The sequence below is a fragment of the Oceanisphaera sp. W20_SRM_FM3 genome, from assembly GCF_052119705.1.
In the GTDB taxonomy this organism is placed as follows: Bacteria; Pseudomonadota; Gammaproteobacteria; order Enterobacterales; family Aeromonadaceae; genus Oceanimonas.
In genome coordinates this window covers 54,551-76,242 of record NZ_JBGQOP010000010.1, presented here as the reverse complement: position 1 = coordinate 76,242, position 21,692 = coordinate 54,551, and the positions used below count along the sequence as shown (strand labels likewise).

23 protein-coding genes are annotated in these 21,692 nt (G+C 50.6%); 6 read left to right on the top strand and 17 right to left on the bottom strand.

What is annotated here, in order from left to right; genetic code table 11:
* From ACEN2G_RS07560 to ACEN2G_RS07535, 6 genes are all read right to left on the bottom strand, one after another.
* On the bottom strand, positions 1 to 1,740 hold the full coding sequence (locus tag ACEN2G_RS07560) for a dipeptide ABC transporter ATP-binding protein (RefSeq protein ID WP_442020870.1): 1,740 nt from the start codon (positions 1,738 to 1,740) through the stop codon (positions 1 to 3).
* A 296-nt stretch (positions 1,741 to 2,036) separates the two neighbouring features.
* Positions 2,037 to 2,516 carry a phosphatidylglycerophosphatase A family protein gene (locus ACEN2G_RS07555; RefSeq protein WP_442020869.1) on the bottom strand — a complete coding sequence of 160 codons (480 nt, stop codon included), beginning with the start codon at positions 2,514 to 2,516 and terminating at the stop codon, positions 2,037 to 2,039.
* A gap of 422 nt (positions 2,517 to 2,938) precedes the next feature.
* The gene (gene thiL, locus ACEN2G_RS07550; protein ID WP_442020868.1) at positions 2,939 to 3,904 is read right to left on the bottom strand and encodes a thiamine-phosphate kinase; all 966 of its coding nucleotides are present in this window, start codon (positions 3,902 to 3,904) and stop codon (positions 2,939 to 2,941) included.
* Positions 3,905 to 3,952: 48 nt separating this feature from the next.
* Positions 3,953 to 4,363: a transcription antitermination factor NusB gene (nusB, locus tag ACEN2G_RS07545; RefSeq protein ID WP_442020867.1), complete on the bottom strand. Its 411-nt coding sequence runs from the start codon at positions 4,361 to 4,363 to the stop codon at positions 3,953 to 3,955.
* A 15-nt stretch (positions 4,364 to 4,378) separates the two neighbouring features.
* Positions 4,379 to 4,846: a 6,7-dimethyl-8-ribityllumazine synthase gene (ribH, locus tag ACEN2G_RS07540; RefSeq protein ID WP_442020866.1), complete on the bottom strand. Its 468-nt coding sequence runs from the start codon at positions 4,844 to 4,846 to the stop codon at positions 4,379 to 4,381.
* Between the two features lie 115 nt (positions 4,847 to 4,961).
* Positions 4,962 to 5,894, bottom strand: a complete 933-nt coding sequence (locus ACEN2G_RS07535; RefSeq protein ID WP_442020865.1) for a mechanosensitive ion channel family protein — start codon at positions 5,892 to 5,894, stop codon at positions 4,962 to 4,964.
* Positions 5,895 to 6,171: 277 nt separating this feature from the next.
* On the opposite strand from ACEN2G_RS07535, the gene ACEN2G_RS07530 reads away from it, so the two are divergent.
* On the top strand, positions 6,172 to 7,062 hold the full coding sequence (locus ACEN2G_RS07530) for a DMT family transporter (protein WP_442020864.1): 891 nt from the start codon (positions 6,172 to 6,174) through the stop codon (positions 7,060 to 7,062).
* A 9-nt stretch (positions 7,063 to 7,071) separates the two neighbouring features.
* On the opposite strand, the gene ACEN2G_RS07525 is transcribed toward ACEN2G_RS07530, so the two are convergent.
* From ACEN2G_RS07525 to glyA, 11 genes are all read right to left on the bottom strand, one after another.
* Positions 7,072 to 8,082: a DUF808 domain-containing protein gene (locus ACEN2G_RS07525; RefSeq protein ID WP_442020863.1), complete on the bottom strand. Its 1,011-nt coding sequence runs from the start codon at positions 8,080 to 8,082 to the stop codon at positions 7,072 to 7,074.
* A gap of 35 nt (positions 8,083 to 8,117) precedes the next feature.
* A complete protein-coding gene (locus ACEN2G_RS07520) occupies positions 8,118 to 8,474 on the bottom strand; it encodes a HopJ type III effector protein (protein WP_442020862.1) in 357 nt (118 codons plus the stop codon).
* Between the two features lie 498 nt (positions 8,475 to 8,972).
* Positions 8,973 to 9,647, bottom strand: a complete 675-nt coding sequence (locus ACEN2G_RS07515; RefSeq protein WP_442020861.1) for an alpha/beta hydrolase — start codon at positions 9,645 to 9,647, stop codon at positions 8,973 to 8,975.
* A gap of 30 nt (positions 9,648 to 9,677) precedes the next feature.
* Positions 9,678 to 10,457, bottom strand: a complete 780-nt coding sequence (gene siaD, locus ACEN2G_RS07510) for a biofilm regulation diguanylate cyclase SiaD (protein ID WP_442020860.1) — start codon at positions 10,455 to 10,457, stop codon at positions 9,678 to 9,680.
* A complete protein-coding gene (siaC, locus tag ACEN2G_RS07505; RefSeq protein WP_442020859.1) occupies positions 10,450 to 10,869 on the bottom strand; it encodes a biofilm regulation phosphoprotein SiaC in 420 nt (139 codons plus the stop codon). Before siaC ends, siaD begins: the two co-directional genes overlap by 8 nt.
* Positions 10,866 to 11,408: a biofilm regulation protein kinase SiaB gene (gene siaB, locus ACEN2G_RS07500; protein WP_442020858.1), complete on the bottom strand. Its 543-nt coding sequence runs from the start codon at positions 11,406 to 11,408 to the stop codon at positions 10,866 to 10,868. Before siaB ends, siaC begins: the two co-directional genes overlap by 4 nt.
* Before the next feature lie 10 nt (positions 11,409 to 11,418).
* Positions 11,419 to 13,422: a biofilm regulation protein phosphatase SiaA gene (gene siaA / locus ACEN2G_RS07495; protein WP_442020857.1), complete on the bottom strand. Its 2,004-nt coding sequence runs from the start codon at positions 13,420 to 13,422 to the stop codon at positions 11,419 to 11,421.
* A gap of 134 nt (positions 13,423 to 13,556) precedes the next feature.
* Positions 13,557 to 14,666, bottom strand: coding sequence for a bifunctional 3,4-dihydroxy-2-butanone-4-phosphate synthase/GTP cyclohydrolase II (gene ribBA / locus ACEN2G_RS07490; RefSeq protein ID WP_442020856.1), 1,110 nt, complete (start codon positions 14,664 to 14,666; stop codon positions 13,557 to 13,559).
* A 130-nt stretch (positions 14,667 to 14,796) separates the two neighbouring features.
* A complete protein-coding gene (gene ribD, locus ACEN2G_RS07485; protein ID WP_442020905.1) occupies positions 14,797 to 16,014 on the bottom strand; it encodes a bifunctional diaminohydroxyphosphoribosylaminopyrimidine deaminase/5-amino-6-(5-phosphoribosylamino)uracil reductase RibD in 1,218 nt (405 codons plus the stop codon).
* Positions 16,015 to 16,062: 48 nt separating this feature from the next.
* Positions 16,063 to 16,512, bottom strand: coding sequence for a transcriptional regulator NrdR (gene nrdR / locus ACEN2G_RS07480; protein WP_442020855.1), 450 nt, complete (start codon positions 16,510 to 16,512; stop codon positions 16,063 to 16,065).
* Between the two features lie 444 nt (positions 16,513 to 16,956).
* Positions 16,957 to 18,210 carry a serine hydroxymethyltransferase gene (gene glyA, locus ACEN2G_RS07475; protein WP_442020854.1) on the bottom strand — a complete coding sequence of 418 codons (1,254 nt, stop codon included), beginning with the start codon at positions 18,208 to 18,210 and terminating at the stop codon, positions 16,957 to 16,959.
* A gap of 300 nt (positions 18,211 to 18,510) precedes the next feature.
* Here glyA and ACEN2G_RS07470 point away from each other — a divergent pair, with 300 nt between their 5' ends.
* From ACEN2G_RS07470 to ACEN2G_RS07450, 5 genes are read left to right on the top strand one after another with little or no spacing between them, the layout of a single operon-like run.
* On the top strand, positions 18,511 to 19,131 hold the full coding sequence (locus tag ACEN2G_RS07470; protein WP_442020853.1) for a molecular chaperone TorD family protein: 621 nt from the start codon (positions 18,511 to 18,513) through the stop codon (positions 19,129 to 19,131).
* Positions 19,131 to 19,478 carry a DUF2956 domain-containing protein gene (locus ACEN2G_RS07465; RefSeq protein ID WP_442020852.1) on the top strand — a complete coding sequence of 116 codons (348 nt, stop codon included), beginning with the start codon at positions 19,131 to 19,133 and terminating at the stop codon, positions 19,476 to 19,478. The genes ACEN2G_RS07470 and ACEN2G_RS07465 overlap by 1 nt, the downstream gene beginning before the upstream one ends.
* A 15-nt stretch (positions 19,479 to 19,493) precedes the next feature.
* Entirely contained in the window at positions 19,494 to 20,462 is a 969-nt protein-coding gene (locus ACEN2G_RS07460; protein WP_442020851.1) for an amidoligase family protein, read from the top strand.
* Positions 20,450 to 21,139 carry a gamma-glutamyl-gamma-aminobutyrate hydrolase family protein gene (locus ACEN2G_RS07455; protein WP_442020850.1) on the top strand — a complete coding sequence of 230 codons (690 nt, stop codon included), beginning with the start codon at positions 20,450 to 20,452 and terminating at the stop codon, positions 21,137 to 21,139. Before ACEN2G_RS07460 ends, ACEN2G_RS07455 begins: the two co-directional genes overlap by 13 nt.
* Positions 21,139 to 21,570, top strand: coding sequence for a YqaA family protein (locus tag ACEN2G_RS07450; protein ID WP_442020849.1), 432 nt, complete (start codon positions 21,139 to 21,141; stop codon positions 21,568 to 21,570). Before ACEN2G_RS07455 ends, ACEN2G_RS07450 begins: the two co-directional genes overlap by 1 nt.
* Positions 21,571 to 21,692 lie beyond the last annotated feature (122 nt).

Genomic DNA, 21,692 nt, shown 5'->3' with positions numbered 1-21,692 from the left:
TTAGGGTTGACCAGAGCTAATGGCAGAAATATCTAAGCCTGCTTGTGACATGCCTTTAAATTCTGGCATTAAGCCGATTAAAGCACGGCTGTACGGATGGCTGGCATGAGTAAAGAGTTGTTCGGTGTCGGCCACTTCTAACAAGTGCCCCTGCTGCATCACCCCAATACGGTCACACATTTGGCGGATCACCGGTAAGTCATGGCTAATAAATAATAAGGTCAGCTTAAGCTCATCTTGTAAGTCTTTCAAAAGATTTAAAATTTGCGCCTGTACCGATACATCCAGCGCCGAGGTCGGTTCATCACAAATCAGCAAGCGAGGTCGCGTAGCCAAGGCGCGAGCAATGGAAATTCGTTGGCGTTGACCACCGGAGAATTCATGGGGAAATTTAAGACCAGCCCCCTGCCCTAAGCCCACATAATCGAGCAAATCGCGCACAATGCCACGCACTTGGGCTTGATTCTCGGCCAATTTATGAAAGCGGATCGGCTCGCCAATTATGTCTGCCACCCGCATCCGCGGATTAAGTGATGAATAAGGATTTTGAAACACCATCTGCATTTGCCGACGCAAAGGCCGCCGCGCTTTTTCGCTGTTAATGGCGGTGAGATCTATGCCTTCAAAGCAAATTTTTCCGCTATCTGGCGGATACAAGCCGGTAATGGCGCGCGCTATGGTCGACTTACCTGAGCCTGACTCGCCCACCAAACCAAAGGTTTCGCCCTCATGGATCTCAAAGCTGACATTGTTCACCGCCTGCACATATTGCCGACCAGACGCAAACAAGGCGTCTTTGGTGACAAAGCGCAGGTTACACTGCTCAACTCGTAATAATGGGCCCGAGTAGGCGCGTTGGTCTTGGCTTTGGCCCAGCCAGTGAGTTTTAAGATCGAGACGCTTATGCTCTCCAGCTTCTTCTATATAAGACACCAGCGGAAAACGACGCAACTTAATATCTGAACGCGGCACGGCCGAGATCAAACTCTTGGTGTAAGCATCAGCCGGGGTCTGCAGCACTTTTTCCGTGGGGCCAATTTCCATTAGCCGCCCTTGGTACATCACCGCCACTCGATCGGTCACGTTAGACACTACACCCATATCATGGGTGACCAGCATGCACCCCACATTGCGCTCTTTGCATAGGGTGCGGATCAGCGTCAAAATTTGGTCTTGAATCGACACATCCAGCGCCGTGGTGGGTTCATCGGCAATGATCAATTCGGGGTCGCAAGACAGGGCGATGGCAATCACCACCCGTTGGCGCATGCCACCGGAAAACTGATGGGGATACTGCTTAATACGCAGCTCAGGTTGCGGTATGCCTACCGCATCTAATAGAGAAATTGACTTAAGCCGAGCGCGAGCACGTGTGGTCTTGGTATTGACGAGCAGGGTTTCGACCATTTGCGTTTCAATCGTTAATAACGGATTGAGTGAGGTCATGGGGTCTTGAAAGATAAAACCGATGCGCCGACCGCGAATACCGCGCATCTGGCCGGACGTCAGCCCAGAGATGCGCTCTTTATCGAGATAGACTTCACCACTGGCGATGCGCCCCGGCGGGCTTAACAGATCGATAATAGCATTGCCAATGGTGGACTTTCCGGCACCAGACTCGCCTACTATGCCGAGAATTTCCCCACGCTCGAGATGAAAAGATAAATCTTCTATGGCGGCCATGATGCCTTGGCGAGACGGATACTCAATTCTTAGGTGTTTCACTTCTAATAAAGACATCTTGTTCCTTAAGCCGCCCAGCCCTTGATCCGCACTCTTGTATAGAGCAATTGCTCACATCTTGTTACTTCACTTAAAAATATTCAACTTTAAAAATGAGAGAGTGTGAGGCGGGAGGGGAGAAGTGAACGAGAAAGACGCGATGCGCCATACGTAAGAAAAACGCCGTAGCGTTAAGCTGAACGCTGTAAATCAAAAAAAGACTGCCGTCGTCTTTGACCTAGGGCGTACGGCTTGAGACAGAAAGCGTAAAAGACGCGAGGGTTTACCCCTCACGTCTTACTCCTCACTTTCGTTTAAAAATACTTGGCCAGCAGCTGCAAACAACCGAGCGCAAATAAACCGGCAATCACATCATCCAGCATAATGCCAAAGCCGCCATGCACGCGCCGGTCAAACCAACTGATCGGCCAAGGTTTTAAAATATCGAAAAACCGAAACAGCACGAAACCAACCAGTATCCAAGCCCAACCGGCAGGCGCCATAAACATGGTAATGCCAAAACCAATGATTTCGTCCCAGACGATGGCGCCGTGATCCGGCTGACCAATGGCTTTGGTAGCGGCATTGCAAAACCAAATACCGACAATAAAGCCCAGCACTAAGATGGCGATATACCAAGGTGCCGCCAAGCCCTGTATCAACAGATACAAGGGAATGGCGGCTATGGTGCCCATGGTGCCGGGCATAATCGGGCTTAAGCCACTACCAAACCCCAAGGCCAGCAAGTGCAGCGGGTTAGACAGCTTTAACTTAGCGAGCTCTGGTTTTCTCATTGAAGTATTCCTTACATGAATGTGAAGGGTGAAGAGTAAGGGGAAAAACCAGCGCCGAGCGCCCTGCGCCAAGCACCCAGCTTAACAAAGAGCTAAAGATTAAAGAATTTCTTGCAACGAAAGAACACGAAATCCACAGAAAAATTAAGCTGAGATGGGCTCGAAAAAGACAATAATAATCATTAGTAATAGCTAATATAAAAACCCATTTCAGCCTTGTGTTATTAGCCGTAATTTTAATCTTTACCTATTAAATATCTTTTCAGATTTGATCTCTATTTTTTCGTGGATTTCGTGCTTCTCGTAAACAAAGAGGCGTTGCAAAAATAGCTTTAGCTCTTAGATTTGGCTCTTAGGATTAGCTGGGCGCCGGGCGCTTGGGGCTCGGCGCTATCCCTCCTTCACGCCTTACTATTTTCGACTTATGCCTTCCGAAAATGATCCCAGCTTTGGCTGACGATTTGGTAAGGCTGGCCATCATGTACCAAGTCGACACTGGGCTCACCGGAAAGCATGCGACCTACGCGGCTAAATTTCACGCCGCAATGAGCCAAGGCCGTTTCTAACTGGCCGCGATAAAGCTCAGGTACGGTAAAGCATAACTCGTAATCATCACCACCGGTCAACGCCAGCTCCCAAGCTCGCTCTTGGCTAACCGAGGCTTGCATGGCCTCGCTAAGCGGCAATTGCTTCACTTCTATCTGCGCTCGCAGGTTTGATGCCCGACAAATATGCGCCAAGTCGCCGGCCAAACCATCGGATAAGTCCAAGGCACTGGTGGCCATATCACGCAACGCCTGCCCCACCAAAATACGCGGATGCGGATGCTCGAATTTATTGCGCACAAATTCTTGATGCTCAGCAGACACCGCAATGTTGCCCAGCACTTGCTGCAAACCTAAAGCCGCATCACCTAGGGTGCCAGTCACATAAATACCATCACCAACACCGGCGCCTGAGCGCATTAGGCCTTTGCCTTCGGGCAGCGTACCTTGCACCGTCACAGTAATCGACAGCGGGCCCTTGGTCATGTCGCCGCCGATCAGCGCCACGTTGTAATATTCGGCTAGCTCAAAAAAGCCGGCACAAAACTGCTTGATCCAGGCTTGATCCACTTCAGGTAAGGTCAGCGCCAGCGACACCCAACAAGGATCGGCCCCCATGGCGGCCAAGTCTGACAGGTTGACTGCCAAGGCCTTGTGACCGAGGGCTGCGGGATCCATATCGGCAAAGAAATGCACGCCGCTGACTAGCGTATCAGTGCTCACCGCCAATAAGGTATTGGCCGGCACTTGTAAGATGGCGCAATCGTCACCTGGGCCCATAAGCACATCTTTACGATGGCTGGCTTTGGTGAAATAGTGCTTAATAATATCGAATTCATTCATAGAAAATGAAAAGCCAGCGAGTGGCTGGCTTTTTTCCCGTGCTTATTGTTATTTTTTCAACTGCTTGATGACTTTATCAAGCACGCCGTTTACGAAACGATGGCTTTCTTCGGCGGCAAACGCCTTGGCCAGCTCAATGGCTTCGTTGATGACTACGCGATAAGGCACATCTTCACGTCGTGTTAGCTCGTAAGTGGCTAAGCGCAACACCGCTTTATCAACCATGTCCAAGTCGTCTAACGGGCGCGACAGGAAAGGCGAATAAATGCCATCCAGCTCTTTGGTGTGTACAGAAACACCGTACAGCAGGTCACGGAAATAATCCATGTCGACGCCTTTGGTGTCCTGTTCCAGCGCAAATTGCTGGGCAATATCGGCCACGTTATCCTTGGTGATCTGCCATTGGTAAATGGCTTGGGTAGCGAGACGGCGGGCCTTGCGGCGTTCAGACGGTTTCAATGCAGTACTCCAGTATTAGTCCAGCTGCTGCAGGACATTAATCATTTCAAGTGCGCTGAGGGCAGCCTCTGCGCCCTTGTTGCCCGCCTTGGTGCCAGCGCGCTCTATGGCTTGTTCAATATTTTCGGTAGTTAGCACGCCAAAGGCGATGGGCACTTCAAAGTCCATCATCACATTGGCCATGCTACTGCTGTTTTGATTGGCGACCAAGTCGAAGTGGTAAGTGCCACCGCGGATCACACAACCCAGCGCCACTATGGCGTCATAGTCGCCGGTTTTGGCCAACTTTTTACACACCAAGGGCATTTCAATGGCACCCGGTACTTTTACCAGGGTGATATTGTCATCTTTTACTTGGCCTTGACGTATTAATACGTCCAGCGCGCCATTCACTAAGCTGTCGTTAATAAAGTTATTAAAGCGTGCGACAACGATCGCCACACGGGCGTTAGGAGTGGCCATAAGCCCTTCGATTACCTTCATGGAAACCTCTGCTCTGACAAAAGTGCGCACATTCTATCACAACCTGAGGGTGACAAAAGTCATTAGATGTCGCCAAGTTAACATCCTTGATCGCCAAGACGGCGCCATAGGCACACTAATGGCGCGATTTGGGCTCTTCCTCGGTAAATTCCTCTTCATCAAAGCTGTCTTGCAACTGGAACAGCACAGCCTCTCCGGGCATGCTGATGTCGGCTTCTTCGAGCGTATGCTTAATGGTTCTGATCACCTGCGCATGCACTTGCGTCACGTCCGCCTTATGGCTGCGTGTCCACCAGCGTACTTTTATGGTCACCCAGCTGGGGGCTAAATCCCAAGGCAAAGCTTCTACCATGGGCGCTTGCTCTACTTCGGCCACTTTAGACACGGCAGCCACGAGCAAGGCGCAGGCGGTATCTAAGTCATCGTCGTAGCCAATACCGACTTGGTATTCGCTGCGCCTAAATTCATGGGCGGTGAGCACCCGTACCGCTTGCGTATAAATATCACTGTTGGGTACCACTATCCGCTGACCATCGTAGGTTTTAATGATGGTGGCGCGGGTTTCAATACGCTCTACCGTGCCCTCGTGGCTGTTAATGGAAATTTGGTCATTAATATCAAAGGGCTGGCGCAATAAGATCAACAAACCCGCCAGCCAGTTTTGTAAAATGTCTTTAAAGGCAAAACCAATGGCTACCGAGCTCACCCCAAGACCGGCAATCAAATCACTGGGCTTAAGGCTGGGTAAGACGATGGTGGCAGCCAATAAAAAACCCAGTAAAAAAATTAGCCATTTAACGAAGCCGCCCAGCACCTCGCCTAGGTTATCCCGCTCGCGTCTGTGCATCTGGCGCACAATGAGCCGGCGCACCAGCAAACCCACCCCGTAAAAAATCAGCAGCAACACGGCGGCCACCACCAGATTAGGCAGCAAGCGAATGGCACCATCCACCCAAGCATCAATGCGCTCCAGTGCCACGCCAAAGTCTAAGTTTATTGCTTGGGGCACATCTTGTACCACACTGTTTGCGGCGCTTGTTTCTGCCATATTTGACTCCTAGGTATTTTTCTACATCTAGTGACGGCCAAGGTAAAGCTAGCAGGCTAGATCACGCCCTGTAAGCTTGTGATAGTTAAAATAACAGCGGAATACAGCAGCCATGAAGACCAACGGCAGAAAATAACGCTTAACGCCATCACATCCTTGGTTTCTGCTATAGAATAGCCAGTAGTGAGCGCGCTATTAATTTTTTAGCGCAACTTATAGCAGAAGCGTTTACTCGTCATAATCTAAAAAATAAGCGCTAACACCAGCAGGAGTCAATATGCAGCCAGAACGGCGTGGCGATTTATTAATTTTAGCGGCGACTCTACTGGCTTCCATCGGTTGGTTGTTTTCAAAAGAAGCCATCTTAGGGCTGCCACCCGCCGGTTTTGTGGGGTGGCGCTTCTTATTGGCCGCCCTCTTGCTGCTGCCGTTTTGCTATCGTGCACTGATGCGTACCTCGCCTGAATTGCTGTTCAAGGCCGCCGCCATTGGCTTGGTAATGACCCTAAATCTTATCTTCTGGATACAAGCCATAGCGCACAGCTCAGGCATAGGCGAAGGCGCTTTTATCATGAGCTTGGCCATGCTGATGGTGCCGCCGTTGGCGTGGGTTTTGTTTAAAGAACGCCCCTTGCGCCAATTTTGGATAGCCTTGCCTATCGCCTTGGTAGGCTTATTTTTATTGACCATGGGCAATGGCCTTAGCTTATCGCTCAGTCAGCTGTTGTTCTTGCTCGCCTCGCTATCGTTGGCTTTGTATTTTAATTTAAACAGCCGCTTTGCGCGGCGCATCGATCCCATGGCGCTGACCTGTATTCAGCTGGCCGTGACCGGTGTGATGCACTTATTGTATTCCGCAAGCTTTGAGCAATGGCCCGCCAGCATAGCGCCTATCACTTGGGCTTGGTTTGCGGCCAGCGTCTTGTTGGCCACTTCGTTGCGCTTTGTGCTGCAGAGCATGGGACAAAAATACAGCCCAGTGGCCAATGCCGCGCTGATCATGATGTTGGAGCCGGTATGGACGGTATTGATCAGCGTGTTTTGGTATCACGAGCCGATGCCGCTACCGAAAATGTTAGGCTGTACGCTGATTTTAGTGGCACTGCTCAGCTATCGCAGTCGTAATATTCTCGAATGGTACCGTAGCCGTAAAGCACTTGAGCTTTGAGCTTGTTTTTTATTGCGTACTTGGCATAAACAATTCTTTCGCTTTAAACAACAATACCACCAGCAAACCCACAGCTAGGCCTACCACCATATGCAGTAATAGCGGGGTTAACCAAGCTAACACGCTCCCTATGGCCGGCAGCCCCAGAGTAAGTTTGGCGACGGCTTCTACCCCATGCTCCAACCAAAAAAGGCCGTGTACTAAAATACCGCCCCCCACCAAAAACATGGCAATGGTGCCGACTATCGATAAAGCGCGCATTAAATAAGGGCAAGCGGCCAATATGGCGAGCCCTAACTTTTTCAATGCCCCGGCTTTTTGGGTGAGATACAAGCCTAAATCGTCCAGTTTAACAATACCGGCCACCAAGCCATACACGCCTATGGTCATAGCTACCGCTATACCGGCCAACACCATCACCTGCTGCATAAAAGGCGCATCCGCCACTATGCCTAAGGTGATCACGATAATTTCTGCTGACAACACAAAGTCGGTGCGAATCGCACCTTTTATCTTATCGCGCTCATAGGTCAGCACATCCGCATTAGGATCCAGCTTGGCGTCTGGGTGTATTATTTTTGGAGAAGGGGGGACTGCTAACGGGGGGAATTCAGCTAAAAGCTCAGCGTTTGATGGAGGCTCACTTTGCACAGCCGTGGTGGCAGACGTGGATTGTGTTTTTTTATGAAGAAAAGAATGCACCAATTTCTCGGCGCCTTCATAGCATAAATAAGTACCGCCCAACATTAACAGCGGCACTATGATCCAAGGAATAACGGCGCTAATGGCTAAGGCAGAAGGCACTAAAATCAATTTATTACGCATGGAGCCTTTAGCTACCGCCCACACCACGGGCAGCTCTCGATCGGCTTTCACCCCGGAAACTTGCTCGGCATTCAGCGCTAAATCATCGCCCAGTACACCGGCGGCTTTTCTGGCCGCTACCTTGGTCATGAGTGAAACGTCATCCAGTAAACTGGCAATATCATCAAGCAACGTCAATAAGCTAGCGCCGGCCATAGGTGAGTTCCTTACGAGAGTTTTAGACTTAAGTTTTAACTTTTGGCTTGGGCTTTAACTGCTAATGGCGACCCTTGATAGTGAATCCCAGCCCAGCCGTGTTTAATGAAGTTACGGATATTTTGGTGCCCCTGTCCAGTCGGGTCTGCTAATACACCACGATAATGCTCCCCAAAACCGGCTACAGCTTGTTCGACACTTAGCTGATGTAATTGGCCAAAGGCAAAAATCTTGCAAGAGCCATTATTTTCTCCGGCCGCATTGTCTAACTCGCCATTGGTAAAGGCGGTAGGCGTAAAGTGATACGCGCTATCAATCACCGCCAGCGTTTCGGCAAAGCTCAGTTGCTCCGGACTATGTTGCAGCGCGTGGAGCAAGTCTTGTTCAGTCATTAAGAATCCTTGGTTTAATGTGAGGGGAAAACAGCGCCAAGCGCCCAGCATAAACAAAGAGCGATAAAGATTATCTCGCCACGGAATCCACGGAACCCACAGAAAAATAAAGCTGATATAAGATCGAAAAAGACAGAGATCTTACTTGGTAAGTACAAGTCCTTCAGTCACGGTTTTGTAGGGACTCCTATGTACGAGAAAAGTATTCAACCAAGCTTTCGCCCTTAAGGTTTTACAAATTAAATATCTTTTTAGATCTGATCTCTATTGTTCCGTGCTTCTCATAAATAAAGAGCTGTGGATTCCGTGGCAGATATACCTTTAGGTTCGGTGTTTGGGTTTAAATCGTTCCGCCTACGGCGAAATGCGAGAGCAAGCGTTCGCCTACAAAAGACCAAAGCGAGATCATGACATGCGTCAGGATGACGGCTTAAAAATTAACACCGCCCTTGGGTTGGCTTGGTACTGTTTTAGCCCGTTCGCCTCACGCCTCACCCTTTACGCTTCGCGGCTTTCAAGCCCTAAACACTCGCTGAAGAAACGGCTGATGTCGGCCACTTCGGCACCGCACACGCTGTGCTCCATATTGTAACTGTGAAACTCAGGCGCATAGCCCCAACTTTTGAGCTGCTGACACGCACGGGTGCCCAACGACTCGGGCACGACTGTATCGCGGCTGCCGTGTAATACCTGAATAGGTAAAGCCGCATTAGCCGCGTTGCGTTCTAGGCTGTTGGCAGTGGCTAGATAAGTCGACATGGCCACCAAACCACCGAGCGGTTTATCAAAGCTTAATGCCGCCTCATAGGCCACGGCTCCCCCTTGAGAGAAGCCCGCTAAAATGATGCGGCGGCTGTCGATGCCCTGCTCAATTTGCTGCTCAATTAAAGCCTGTATGGCACGGGCAGACACTCGCAACTGCCGCTCATCCACTTCGCGGTCTATGTTCATGGCAATAATGTCATACCAAGCGGGCATGCGATGACCGCCGTTAACGGTCACCGCTATTTGCGGCGCATGAGGGAAGATAAAACGAATCGCACTGCCCGTAGGCAAACCTAGCTCAGGCACTATGGGCTCAAAATCATGGCCGTTGGCACCCAAGCCATGCAGCCAAATAATGCAAGCATCGGGATCGACTGCGGTGTTTTTGATAATGGCATTCAGTGTCATTTAGCGTGTCCTTATCTGATAATTTTTAGCTTATCTTGCCCATTGCCATTGATCTCGACCATTCTGCTTCGCTGAAATTAAAGCGCCGTCGGCACGATTAATAGTAACGTCCATGGCTTCATTGGCATGATATTGCGTGATACCTGCACTAATGCTTAACGAGACCGTTTGATCATCGCGCAACTGCAATAAACGTATGGCCTGCATCACTCTTTCTACCATATGAATGGCTTGTTCTGAGCGTGTATCAGGCAACAGCAACATAAACTCTTCTCCGCCCCAGCGTGCACAAAGATCTGTCTCTCGTAGCTGCTGCACTATGGCCTTGGACATCATGCATAAGGCTTTATCACCCATATCATGACCAAACACATCGTTAATACGCTTGAAATGATCCACATCTAGCATCACCACACTCAAAGGTTGCTGATGTCGCCGACTGCGCTCTATTTCTTCATTTAATCGCGACATTAATAAACGACGATTGGCTAATCCCGTTAACGGGTCACGCAAGGCCACTTCTTTGAGCTCTTCATTCAGCTCCAGTAGATTTTGCTGATAACGATCAGAGATGCGGGTGATCTTTTCTAAACGACGTAGCTGTTTATCATATTGGTGAAGTAAGTCATGACTCTGCGTTCGCGCTAAATCATCACTGCAGTCGGCAATGCGCAGCAAACGATCTAAGCGTTGCTGGTGCATTTGCTCTCGCTTTCGCAATAGCTTGAGCGCCGGCAGTAAGGGATTATCTTGATGTTCTGGCGCCAGCAGTAAGCGCTCCAGTTCAGCATCCGTTAATGGGTTAGTCATGGGGCTTAATATCAAAAGGGAAGGTACAGTCTTCTTTAAACTCTTCGGCCAGTTCGACTACACGTTCGTTTTCCGGATCGTAGTACCAGCACACACTGACGGCGCGAGCTTGCTCATGGGCGGCTTCCAGCAAGTCGAAAATATCCATCATGGCTTTCACACTGCTGGTATTCATGTAGATAAGGCGTAACTCTAGGTGCAAGGGCAAACTGGACTGTTGTAAAAACTGCTCCACCCAACTGATGATCTCACTAAAAAACTCAAATGAGTTTTCTGGGTAAGAGTCGCCCTGCATGGTCATCAGCCCCAAGGCTGGATCACAGTGAATGGTCGGGGTCGACTGTCCGCCCGCAATCGTTAATATTTTCAGGTCTATATCTGTTTTCAGATCCATATCTGGTTGAATATTCATATCACCGCCAACAAGCTTAAAAAACCACGATTCGAGCCGGTATCCACTAACTTAGCCACCATGGGCTGAGTGGATTTTCTGGCTACATCCAGCAGCCCAAGACCGGCGCCGCTGAGCGCATCCTCTTCGCGAGGTTGGCGTAACTGTGTTTTATAGGCCTTTTTCAATTCCGCTTTATCTAACTCAGCCAACTCACTGATACGCTCACACAATGACTGACCATCAGCCAACTCCACCTGATTACCCGCCAACACTAAGTAGTTACCCTCAGCATTGCGTGCCACCACCACGGTCGCCGAGCCTTCTGCTTCGCTGTAATTCAAGCGGTTAGCGTAATGACGAATATTCTGGGTCAGCTCAATATATACGCCAAATACATCTTGTGCCGCATGGGGCAAGGCGTTGTCTGCATGCAGATAATTTTTTAATGCGTTTCCTATTTCTTCGATCAAACTGCGAGAAATAGGGCCATTGAAACACAAGAGAATATGATTCTTATTGAACTGTTCTCTTATCGATAATAAATCTATGGATAACATAGCAATGTCCTTATTTTAACGAATCCACTTTAAAGGCCAACAAGGTAATGTCGTCACGCTGAGGAAAATCCCCTTTATATTCCTCCAACGCCAACTTAAGAGACTGCGCCTGTTCAGCTAAAGGCAAAGTGGCATGATTTTTTAATAACTCACAAAACCGGCTGTTCCCCAAGCCAAATCCTTTGTCACCACCCGCCTGATCCAAATAGCCATCGGTGGCTAAATAATAAATATGTTCTGGCTGCAAGGGGATCTGGGTATCGCTAAATTCTACTAAACGTCGATCAAGCAGCGGGCGACGATGGCCCTTCACTTCAATTACCTGCTCACCATCGCTGTGATAGAGCGACATCTTAGCACCGGCAAACACCAGTTGTTGTTGATCGGGCATCACACAAGCCAGACCCACATCCATATTGGTAGCCAGCCCACGTGGTAGCTCACAATCTTGCATCATACCGCGCAAGATAAGGTCGGTCTGCTGCAAAATGGTGGCCGGCGAAGCAATACCACTATCATGAATGGCATGATCCAGCGCCGCCCGCGCCAGCATGGTCATTAATGCTCCTGCCACGCCGTGCCCCGCACAATCGACGACCCCAACTAAATAGCGGCCATGCTCTGCGGGGTGAAAAACATAAAAATCCCCCCCCACCACATCGCGGGGGTGCCACAATACAAAGTGCTGTTCGCCCAAAGTTTGTTTTAGCTGCTGATCGGGCAAAATCGCTTTTTGTATTAAACTGGCGTAATCAATGGAGTCATTAATCTGTTGATGCGCTTGGCGCATCTGCTGATTGGCGGCTTCCAGCTCACACGTACGACTGCGCACCTTGTTTTCCAGCTCTTGGGTGTGCGTCTGCACCTTGTTGGCCATCACCCCAAACGCCGTGCTCAAGTCGCCTATTTCATCACCTGTTGAGGGCGGTAACGACACCTGATAATTGCCATTAGCGATGGCACTGGCCGAGCTTTGTAAGCGACGCAAGGGCAATAACATCAGTCGCTCTACCGCGTAAGCCAAGGCCAACAGCAACAACACCAAGATCAGAATAAAGGCCAACAGAGAGAGGGTTAACCAACCCGGCTCCAGTATCTGCGCCGCATCCAGATCAATGGCGGTCACCACATACCAGCTCAATTCGGGTATAAAACTGAGCGCCACTAATTGGCGCTTATCGGCCAAGGTAAAGTGGTCAAGACTCACTTGCTGGGGATTTTTTTTAGCCTCAGCCATCAAGGTGCGAAGCCGCGCCTGCTGGGCCTCGGGCAATTGCGCCAATAAGGTTCTTTGTTGCACCTCGGCTCCTGCGGCCGAGCCAATGGCGATAGTGTCTTTGTCGGGATGCGCCTGAAAGGCACCTTGCTCATCGATAATCATAGGTGTGACGCCCACTTCATCGGTCGCAATAAACTGCTCGATAAACTGGGTCAGATCGATGCCGGTGCCCGCCATGCCCAACACCTTGCCTTGGGCTTCAATCAGAATATTTAACCAAACACGCGTCGTTTGCAGCCGCGCATCTCGGTTAACGTTAATATTCACCTGTTGGCCATTAGCCAGCACATTGTAAAACCAGCTGTCATCGGGGTTGTTGGCTTTAAGGGTATACTCGGGTTGGCCATCGAACGCTTTATTGGCTTCTCGATAGTAATAAGCCCCAGATTGCGTACTGATAATAAAAAAGGAATGGCTACTGAAATCCTTGAGATAGCCTTCGCTCTCACGAAATAACAGCGCTTTGTCTTGTGGATTATCTTCTTGGCTCAACCACTGCTGCATCAGGATAGAATCAGCAAAGCGTTGCGCCAGAGCTAAATCTCGAGACAGAGGCACTAAAATATTTTGTCGGTTTAGTTGCGTGAAATTAAGGGCAAAAGCACGGCCAAAGTGCTCTTGCACCCCTGACACTAATTGCCAGCCCATGGCTGCTGCTGGAATAAATATCAGTAGACAGGCACCAATCACAGCCCACACCGCCTTAGCTCGTAGTCCTTTTCCCCAAGTGGCCATTAGCTTCCTTGCCTGCTAGTAATGTAATTCAGTTGAGGCCGCCATTGTTGACGTTTGTGCATCAAAACTCAACCAACAGCTCAAAAAAAAGCCCACTTAACGTGGGCTTTTTTAAAACAAACAGCTATTGATCATCAGTCGGTAACGTATTCCACTACCTCAAGGCCAAAGCCCGACAGTGCGTGATAACGCTTCGGCGAGCTAAGCAACTTCATCTTGCCCACACCCAATGCCTGCAAGATTTGCGAGCCCACACCCACGCGGCGTGAAGTACCGCGCCACTTGGGCGCTTCTGCCTGCTCGCCCTTATCGACCGCTTCAAATTGGCGTACCAAAGACAACAGCTGATCGGTTACCTGATCTTGGCCTAATACCACCAACACGCCGCCCTCATCGGCAATGCGCTGCATGGATTTGGCCAACGGCCAAGTGCGCGCAGAATGACGGTCGGTCATCAGAATATCGGTAAACACGTCGTGAATGTGCACCCGTACTAAGGTCGGCTGGTCCGCCTTAATGTCGCCTTTTTTCAGCGCAAAGTGCACTTGGTTATCGATGGTGTCTCTAAAGGTCAGCAGTTCAAACTCGCCAAATTCGGTGGGCAGTTTACAGCGCGCGACTTGCTCGATAGTGGTTTCGTTTTGATTACGGTATTCGATTAAATCGGCAATGGTGCCCAATTTAATACCGTGTTGTTCGGCAAACACTTCTAAGTCGGCGCGCCGCGCCATGGTGCCGTCTTCATTTAAGATTTCCACTATTACGGCTGAGGGCTCTAAGCCCGCCAAACGCGCTAAATCACAGCCAGCTTCCGTATGGCCGGCGCGGGTCAGCACACCGCCGTTTTGTGCTTTGAGCGGGAAAATATGTCCAGGCTGCACTAAATCAGCGGGTTTAGCATCCGGGGCCACCGCCGCTTGCACGGTGCGGGCGCGGTCGGCGGCAGAAATGCCGGTAGTAACGCCAACGGCCGCCTCAATGGATACCGTAAAAGCGGTAGAAAACTGCTCGGTATTGCGGCTCACCATTTGCGGAATATTCAACTGACGACAACGAGCTTCGGTTAGGGTCAGGCAAATTAACCCGCGGCCATATTTGGCCATAAAATTAATGTCGTCGGGGCGTACATGGTGCGAGGCCATGATCAAGTCGCCTTCGTTTTCGCGGCCTTCGTCATCCATTAAGATGACCATTTTGCCCTGTCGAATATCGTCGATAATGTCTTGGGTATTGCTTAAGGCCATGGGAGGCTCCCTTAATATTTAACTTAAATTGACTGACAGTTCGCTCGCCGCGCCTCAAGGCTATCGGCAAACGACTGATACATGCCGTGAATAATAGTCACAAGCCAATGCGGTTACTGTTAAGCAGACCTCATTCGAGAGCAAGCCGCTTGCTAATGCGTGCGGTGAGCTTAAGATCTGCACCTATTTGGCGCACGTCTTGCCATTGCAAGTTAATCACCTGCTGCATGTCGGTAACATTAGGTAAGTCGAACAAGCCACGCGCACTGCTGCCCATCAGCTTAGGTGCTTGATACAACACCAGCTCGTCTACCAGTTGTTCGTTAAATAAGGCACCACACAATTGCGCGCCCGCCTCGATCCACAACCGATTAATCTGGCGCTTACCCAGCTCTATCATTAAGGCGTGCAAGTCTAGTTTACCCTGAGCTGTAAGCGGCAAGATGCACTCTTCGACTTGTTCGTTAAAGCATCCACTCACTTGACCTCGCAATAATAAAATCGGGCCAGGTAAACTGAATAGCTTGAGATCAGGCGTCAGCCGATTGCGGGTATCGATAATCACCCGCAGCGGTTGGCGTAACTGTGGCTCATTTGATGGCGGCTCGATTGTTGATTCACTTGATAGAGAATCAGACAAAGAGCTAGGCAACACATACTGGCCGTACTGTTTCTGCACGGACTCTGGCAGCTCAGACCAGCGCACATTGAGGCTAGCATTATCCATTAATACCGTATCGGCACCGGATAAAATGGCGCAACTCAAGGCTCTATGGCGCTGCACATCGCGGCGCGCCGCCGCCCCCGTAATCCACTTACTTTCGCCATTTGCTAAGGCCGTACGACCATCCAAGCTGGCGGCCAGTTTCACCGTCACATAGGGTAAACCGCTGCGCATACGCTGCATAAACCCGGCATTAATGGCCTCGGCCTCCGCCGCCATTAAGCCTGCTTCTGCGGCAATGCCGGCGGCCTGCAACATGGCAATGCCTCTGCCCGACACTTGCGGATTCGCATCCAAACAGGCCACCACCACCCGTGCCACGCCTGCATCAATTAGCGCTTGGGCGCACGGTGGCGTGCGGCCCGTATGTGCACAAGGCTCCAGCGTCACATAGGCAGTGGCACCTTTTGCCAAGCTACCTGCTTGTCGCAGCGCAAACACTTCGGCATGAGGGCCGCCCGCTTGGCGATGAAAACCTTCACCTACCAAGTGCTGTTCACCTGTCAGCTGATCTTTTTTAATCAGCACACAGCCCACGGCAGGATTAGGACTGGCAGTAAAACGGCCACGGCGCGCCAATTCTAAGGCGCGAGCCATCCACTGCGCATCTTGCACATCAAACAGAGAGTCGAACTGAGAGCCGGACTGAGAATTAGATCGAGAGTTAAACACTTATTGCTCCAAGCGGGCGATTTCTTCACCAAATTCGCGTAAGTCTTCAAAGCAGCGATACACAGAGGCAAAGCGAATGTAAGCCACCTTATCCAGCAGCTTCAGCTCTTCCATCACCAAATTACCGATCAGCTCGGACTTTACTTCGCGCTCACCCGTGGCCCGCAGTTGCGACATAATGCGCAGCACCGACTGCTCTATGGCTTCTATGCTTACCGGACGTTTTTCTAACGCCCGCTGCATGCCGGCTTCTAATTTAGCTTCATTAAAAGGCTCGCGAATACCGTTACTTTTAATAATGCGCGGCATGACCAATTCGGCGGTTTCAAAGGTAGTAAAACGCTCTTTACAGGCGAGGCACTCGCGGCGACGGCGCACCTGTAAACCTTCACCCACTAAGCGTGAGTCAATCACCTTAGTGTCGGTGGCTTGACAAAAGGGACAATGCATAGCGACTCCCTAAGCTAAATTCGGTCTTCAGTGTAAATAAGCGGACTTAAGATTGCCAGTGGCTTAGGGCGCGTGAGGGGTGAAGCGTAAAGTGTGAGGAGCAAACACCTAATACCTAGAGCCTTAAGACTATTTGCCACTGAATACACGGAAAAATAGTGATCAGATCTAAAAAGGTCAAAGCTGAGATAAAACGATTAATAGTAAGAGCCAAACGCCTCATCATCAGAGAGCAAGCTCTTACCATAAAATATCTTTGGCTCTTGTCGCTTGTGAACTACGTCCGTGGTTTCCGTGGATTCCGTGGCAAAAATGGTTCTAGGTTTAGTTTTTGGGTGTGTGTCGTCCTCTTTGCCCTTAACCCTTTACACTTAACCAAACAAAAACGGGACCCTAGGGTCCCGTTTGCTGTCAGCATCTAGCTAATCTATCGAGCTTAGGCAATTAAGCGTAAACAGGATGACGACGGCAGATGTCTTGCACTTGCTCTTTAACAGAAGCAATGACGGCATCGTCGTTGATGTTATCTAACACATCACAAATCCAACCGGCTAACTGGCGCACGTCGGCTTCGTTAAAACCACGACGAGTGACCGCAGGTGTACCGATACGAATACCTGAAGTCACAAAAGGTGAGCGAGGATCGTTAGGTACTGAGTTTTTGTTTACCGTGATGAAGGCTTTGCCCAAAGCGGCGTCTGCATCTTTACCAGTAATGTCTTTGTCGATTAAATCGAGCAAGAACAAATGGTTGTAAGTGCCACCTGAAACCACTTTATAACCGCGCTTGATGAATTCATCGGCCATGGCTTGGGCATTTTTCAATACTTGGCCTTGGTAAACTTTGAATTCAGGCTCCATGGCTTCTTTAAAGGCCACGGCTTTGCCGGCGATCACGTGCATCAGGGGGCCGCCTTGGCCACCAGGGAAGACAGCTGAATTCAGCTTCTTCTCCAGATCTTCGTCGTTTTCGGCCGATAAAATCAAACCGCCGCGTGGGCCTGCCAGCGTTTTATGGGTGGTAGTGGTAACGACGTGGGCATGCTTAATCGGGCTTGGGTAGTGACCGGTGGCAATCAAGCCGGCAACGTGGGCCATATCAACCATAAACCAAGCGCCAATTTTATCGGCGATCTCACGCATGCGCGCCCAATCAACGATACCAGAAAACGCAGAGAAACCACCGATGATCATCTTCGGCTTGTGCTCAATGGCTAAGCGTTCCATTTCTTCGTAGTCGATAACGCCGGCTTCGTTGATGCCGTAAGGAATGATGTTGTACATTTTGCCAGAGAAGTTGGCAGGAGAGCCGTGGGTCAAGTGGCCGCCGTGAGCCAAGTTCATGCCCATTACGGTGTCACCTGGCTTTACCAGCGCCATAAATACCGCAGAGTTAGCTTGTGAGCCAGAATGTGGTTGCACGTTGGCATAGGTAGCACCAAACAATTCTTTAGCACGATCAATCGCCAACTGCTCGGCGATATCTACGTATTCACAGCCGCCGTAGAAGCGCTTACCAGGGTAGCCTTCGGCATATTTATTGGTGAGCTGTGAGCCTTGTGCTTCCATTACGCGCGGGCTGGTGTAGTTTTCTGAAGCGATTAACTCAATATGCTCTTCTTGACGCTGAGTTTCATCACACATGGCTTGCCACAACTGGGGATCGTAATCGGCGATATTCATGTCACGCTTTAACATTGTCTCTCCTGACGCATGGGGGGATATAAAAGGTTCTGTTAAATTTTCCCATCAGTTTACCCTGTAGGGGCTGTGTGGCCTAGCCCTACGCGCGGGGTTAGCCAGACTTATTTATCTTTACCTTAAATAATTATTAACGCTGACCGGCGAATTTTTATTTATCTTTTTGTTTATGTTTTTGTTTATCTACAAGTTATTACTGTGTTTCAGGGTAGATCTGCGCGTTAAAGCCGATAGAATAGAGGCTTTTTAGCCGAGCTAACGGCATTGAGCGGCTACTGGCCGCCACTTGGGAGGAATATGCAAGACTTCATCGTGACGTCACAACGCCGCGCCGAGCTTTATCATTGGTTTACCGCATTATTGTCGGCGCCCTTAACCAGCGAAGAGCTGCAGGAATTTAGCGGCTACGACATGCACGCCTTCTTAACTAGCCTGGCCACACTCGACCCTTTGCATGACGCCGCCGAAGCTTTTCGCCAGCAAGCCGGCTTGGTGTTAGCGCTGAATGAGCCAGAAAAGCAACTTAACGGCCATTATCAACGCTTGTTTGTTGAACAAGGTTTGCTCGACACCTCCTCTTTTACTCAGCCTTCTCAAGAGTCATTGTTTTTAATGAGTATTTTGTTGCATCAACACGGCACGCAACTCAAGGATGATGACCCGCTCAATGTCTGTAATCAGCTAGAAATGATGGCAAGCCTAGCGCTAGCTGCTACACAAGCGCAAACCGATGAACAGCGTATTGGCTTGCTCGACCAGCAAAGAGAGTTAGCCAATGAGCTGATGCTGACTTGGTTGCCAGAATTAGTCGAGGCCTGCGCTAAAAACGATCCTTTTGGTTTTTATCAAAGCGCCACCCAATTGCTATTAGCCGTGTTTAGCATGGATATTCATTATTTAAATAATGTGGCGCCTTAATGAATCAGCCGAAACACACTAAAAACCGTCCATCGCCCGAAACTGCGGCCGAAGCCGAGCGCGTGGCCAAGGCCACACAAAAGCCCGGCCAAACCAAAGAGCAAACCCGCTTAATTGCCCAAGGCGTGCAAAAAGGCATAGACGAATATAAGAAGCAGCAAAAAGCTAAAGCGCGCGCCGCCGACAAGGCAAAAAAACAGCGCAGCCGCGAACAGCTCCAGCCCCAGGCTGACGAGCAGAACACTCAGGCACAGCCCCCAGCGGCGGGCAAGTCTTGGCTGCCCTGGGCGCTATTGGCATTAAGCTGGATTGGCTTTATGGTTTACTGGTGGCAACAACCCAGATAATCAACAGGAGTGTGCATGGCCCTTAGCTTACCCGAACACTGTCTTACTGCCGCGGGCGTTGAGCGACGTCTTGGCGTTGAACTTGAGCTAAACGGCCTGCCTCTGCCCTACTTGGCCGAGCTGGTAGCCGATCAACTTGACGGTACCTTGCACCGACGGTCTGAATACGAAATAGATATAAATACGTCACTGGGCACCTTTCGCGCCGAGCTGGACTTCGATTATCTGAAGCGACTGGCGCGAGAACAACTCAAGCAACCGCCCGGCGAGCTTGAGCAGGCAGCCACCGAACTGTTGGGCACTCTGGCCTTTCAGCTGGTGCCACTCGAATTGGTCACCCCTCCCTTGCCGCTGTCGCAACTGGTTTCTTTAATGCCCTTGTTTGAACGCCTGAGGCTGGCCGGCGCCAAAGGTACCCGCCATGCCCTGCACTATGCCTTTGGTCTGCACCTGAACCCCGAGCTGCCCAACACCGACAGCCATACTCTGTTGCGCTATTTCAAGGCCTATTTATGCCTACACGACTGGCTGGAAGAGCACGAAGACATAGTGGCAGCCCGTAAGATCTCTCCCTATATTCGCGCCTTTAGCAAAGAGTACAGCCGCCGAGTGATCGACGCTCATTACTGGCCCTCATTGCCCGCTTTTAGTGCCGACTATCTATTAGCCAACCCCAGCCGTAATCGCTCGCTCGACTTATTACCCATGCTGGCCTGGCATGACGAAGCTCTGGTACAAAAAGCCGTGCAGGACGACAAGGTCAACAAGCGGCCCACGCTGCACTATCGGCTGCCCAATTCGGATATCGATAACCCCCACTGGTCACTCGATCATGCCTGGCGTGGTTGGCTGCAGGTTGAAGCCCTGGCCAATGATGAACACCTACTGGCCCAAGTATGCCAACACTATGCCGAGCATCTCGACAATATCACGCCAGACTTTTTAAACCCCTGGAAGCATAAGGTCACGCAATGGCTCCGCTAATTGGCGTAACCGGCCCCGACAGCAAACTCCCCTGGGCTTGGTGGGCCACTCGACTGGCCATTCATCTGGCCGGTGGCCGCGCCTTGCACCTCACACCCAACACCTTTCGGCCTCATAAAAGAGACAAGCTGCAGGGGCTGATTATTGGTGGCGGAGACGACATAGATGCGGCTTTATATGGCGAAGACACCGGCCGCGCGCCTGCCGACCCCAAGCGAGATGCATTTGAAATAGAGCTTATTGAGCATGCTCTGCAAACACAGCTGCCGCTGTTGGGTATTTGCCGCGGCGCCCAGCTTATTAATGTAGTGCTGGGGGGCTCTTTGCATGCCGATATTCGCCCTCAGCGGCAACATACCTCCAATCGCCGCACCCTATTGCCCCGCAAAACCGCGGTGGGCACAGGCGCAGGCCGACTGCATCACATTATGGATAAGAAGAACTGGCGCATTAACAGCCTGCATCATCAGGCAGTTAAGCGACTGGGTGCTGGGCTTGACGTGACAGCACGAGATTTAGACGGTTTCGTGCAAGCCATAGAATATCAGGGTGATCACGCCATTCTGGGCGTGCAATGGCACCCAGAATACCTGCCCTACCTGTCGCACCAACGGGCTATTTTTCGTCATTTAATTGAGTTGGCCAAAACCACGCCTCCCGAGCGACTGTATCCGTGATGCTGGATTTCTTCATTGTGTTTGCCAGCAGCGTGCTGGCGGCCACCATAGCGCCTTTTTATTCGGAATTAGTGCTGGCCGCCGTGCTTACCCGCCAGCCAGACGCCGCCTTGTGGCTGTGGGCGCTGGCGAGCGTCGGCAACACTCTGGGCTCCATCGTCAACTGGTGGTTGGGTAAATACCTGCTGCATTATCGTCATAAGCGCTGGTTTCCCATCAAGGATAAACAGCTTGCCCGCGCGCAGGCCGGCTTTCAGCGCTTTGGCGTCTGGTCTTTATTATTGGCCTGGGCACCCGTGGGCGGCGATGCGCTGACCTTTATTGCCGGCATGATGAAGGTGCGCTTGTTGCCGTTTACGCTGTTGGTGTTTATCGGTAAGGCAACTCGCTACGCCGTCGTCATCTGGTTTACGGATGCATTGTTGCTGTAGCAGCATCAGCCGACAGAGTGAGCGATAACTGGACAGAGCAATAGACAAAACGATAAACAGAGCAATAAAAAACGGCGTCGGTGCCCACTTCCCCACCCTAACTGAATAAAAGCCAGACCAAA

Coding starts and splice junctions, on each gene's coding strand:
- siaB (WP_442020858.1), bottom strand. CDS start 11,408: ATGTTATCCATAGATTTATTATCGATAAGAGAACAGTTCAATAAGAAT.
- siaD (WP_442020860.1), bottom strand. CDS start 10,457: ATGACTAACCCATTAACGGATGCTGAACTGGAGCGCTTACTGCTGGCG.
- ACEN2G_RS07450 (WP_442020849.1), top strand. CDS start 21,139: ATGCTGGATTTCTTCATTGTGTTTGCCAGCAGCGTGCTGGCGGCCACC.
- siaA (WP_442020857.1), bottom strand. CDS start 13,422: ATGGCCACTTGGGGAAAAGGACTACGAGCTAAGGCGGTGTGGGCTGTG.
- nrdR (WP_442020855.1), bottom strand. CDS start 16,512: ATGCATTGTCCCTTTTGTCAAGCCACCGACACTAAGGTGATTGACTCA.
- glyA (WP_442020854.1), bottom strand. CDS start 18,210: ATGTTAAAGCGTGACATGAATATCGCCGATTACGATCCCCAGTTGTGG.
- ACEN2G_RS07555 (WP_442020869.1), bottom strand. CDS start 2,516: ATGAGAAAACCAGAGCTCGCTAAGTTAAAGCTGTCTAACCCGCTGCAC.
- ACEN2G_RS07525 (WP_442020863.1), bottom strand. CDS start 8,082: ATGGCCGGCGCTAGCTTATTGACGTTGCTTGATGATATTGCCAGTTTA.
- ACEN2G_RS07520 (WP_442020862.1), bottom strand. CDS start 8,474: ATGACTGAACAAGACTTGCTCCACGCGCTGCAACATAGTCCGGAGCAA.
- ribH (WP_442020866.1), bottom strand. CDS start 4,846: ATGAAGGTAATCGAAGGGCTTATGGCCACTCCTAACGCCCGTGTGGCG.
- ACEN2G_RS07460 (WP_442020851.1), top strand. CDS start 19,494: ATGGCCCTTAGCTTACCCGAACACTGTCTTACTGCCGCGGGCGTTGAG.
- ACEN2G_RS07535 (WP_442020865.1), bottom strand. CDS start 5,894: ATGGCAGAAACAAGCGCCGCAAACAGTGTGGTACAAGATGTGCCCCAA.
- ACEN2G_RS07455 (WP_442020850.1), top strand. CDS start 20,450: ATGGCTCCGCTAATTGGCGTAACCGGCCCCGACAGCAAACTCCCCTGG.
- ACEN2G_RS07530 (WP_442020864.1), top strand. CDS start 6,172: ATGCAGCCAGAACGGCGTGGCGATTTATTAATTTTAGCGGCGACTCTA.
- thiL (WP_442020868.1), bottom strand. CDS start 3,904: ATGAATGAATTCGATATTATTAAGCACTATTTCACCAAAGCCAGCCAT.
- ACEN2G_RS07465 (WP_442020852.1), top strand. CDS start 19,131: ATGAATCAGCCGAAACACACTAAAAACCGTCCATCGCCCGAAACTGCG.
- ribBA (WP_442020856.1), bottom strand. CDS start 14,666: ATGGCCTTAAGCAATACCCAAGACATTATCGACGATATTCGACAGGGC.
- siaC (WP_442020859.1), bottom strand. CDS start 10,869: ATGAATATTCAACCAGATATGGATCTGAAAACAGATATAGACCTGAAA.
- ACEN2G_RS07515 (WP_442020861.1), bottom strand. CDS start 9,647: ATGACACTGAATGCCATTATCAAAAACACCGCAGTCGATCCCGATGCT.
- ACEN2G_RS07470 (WP_442020853.1), top strand. CDS start 18,511: ATGCAAGACTTCATCGTGACGTCACAACGCCGCGCCGAGCTTTATCAT.
- ACEN2G_RS07560 (WP_442020870.1), bottom strand. CDS start 1,740: ATGTCTTTATTAGAAGTGAAACACCTAAGAATTGAGTATCCGTCTCGC.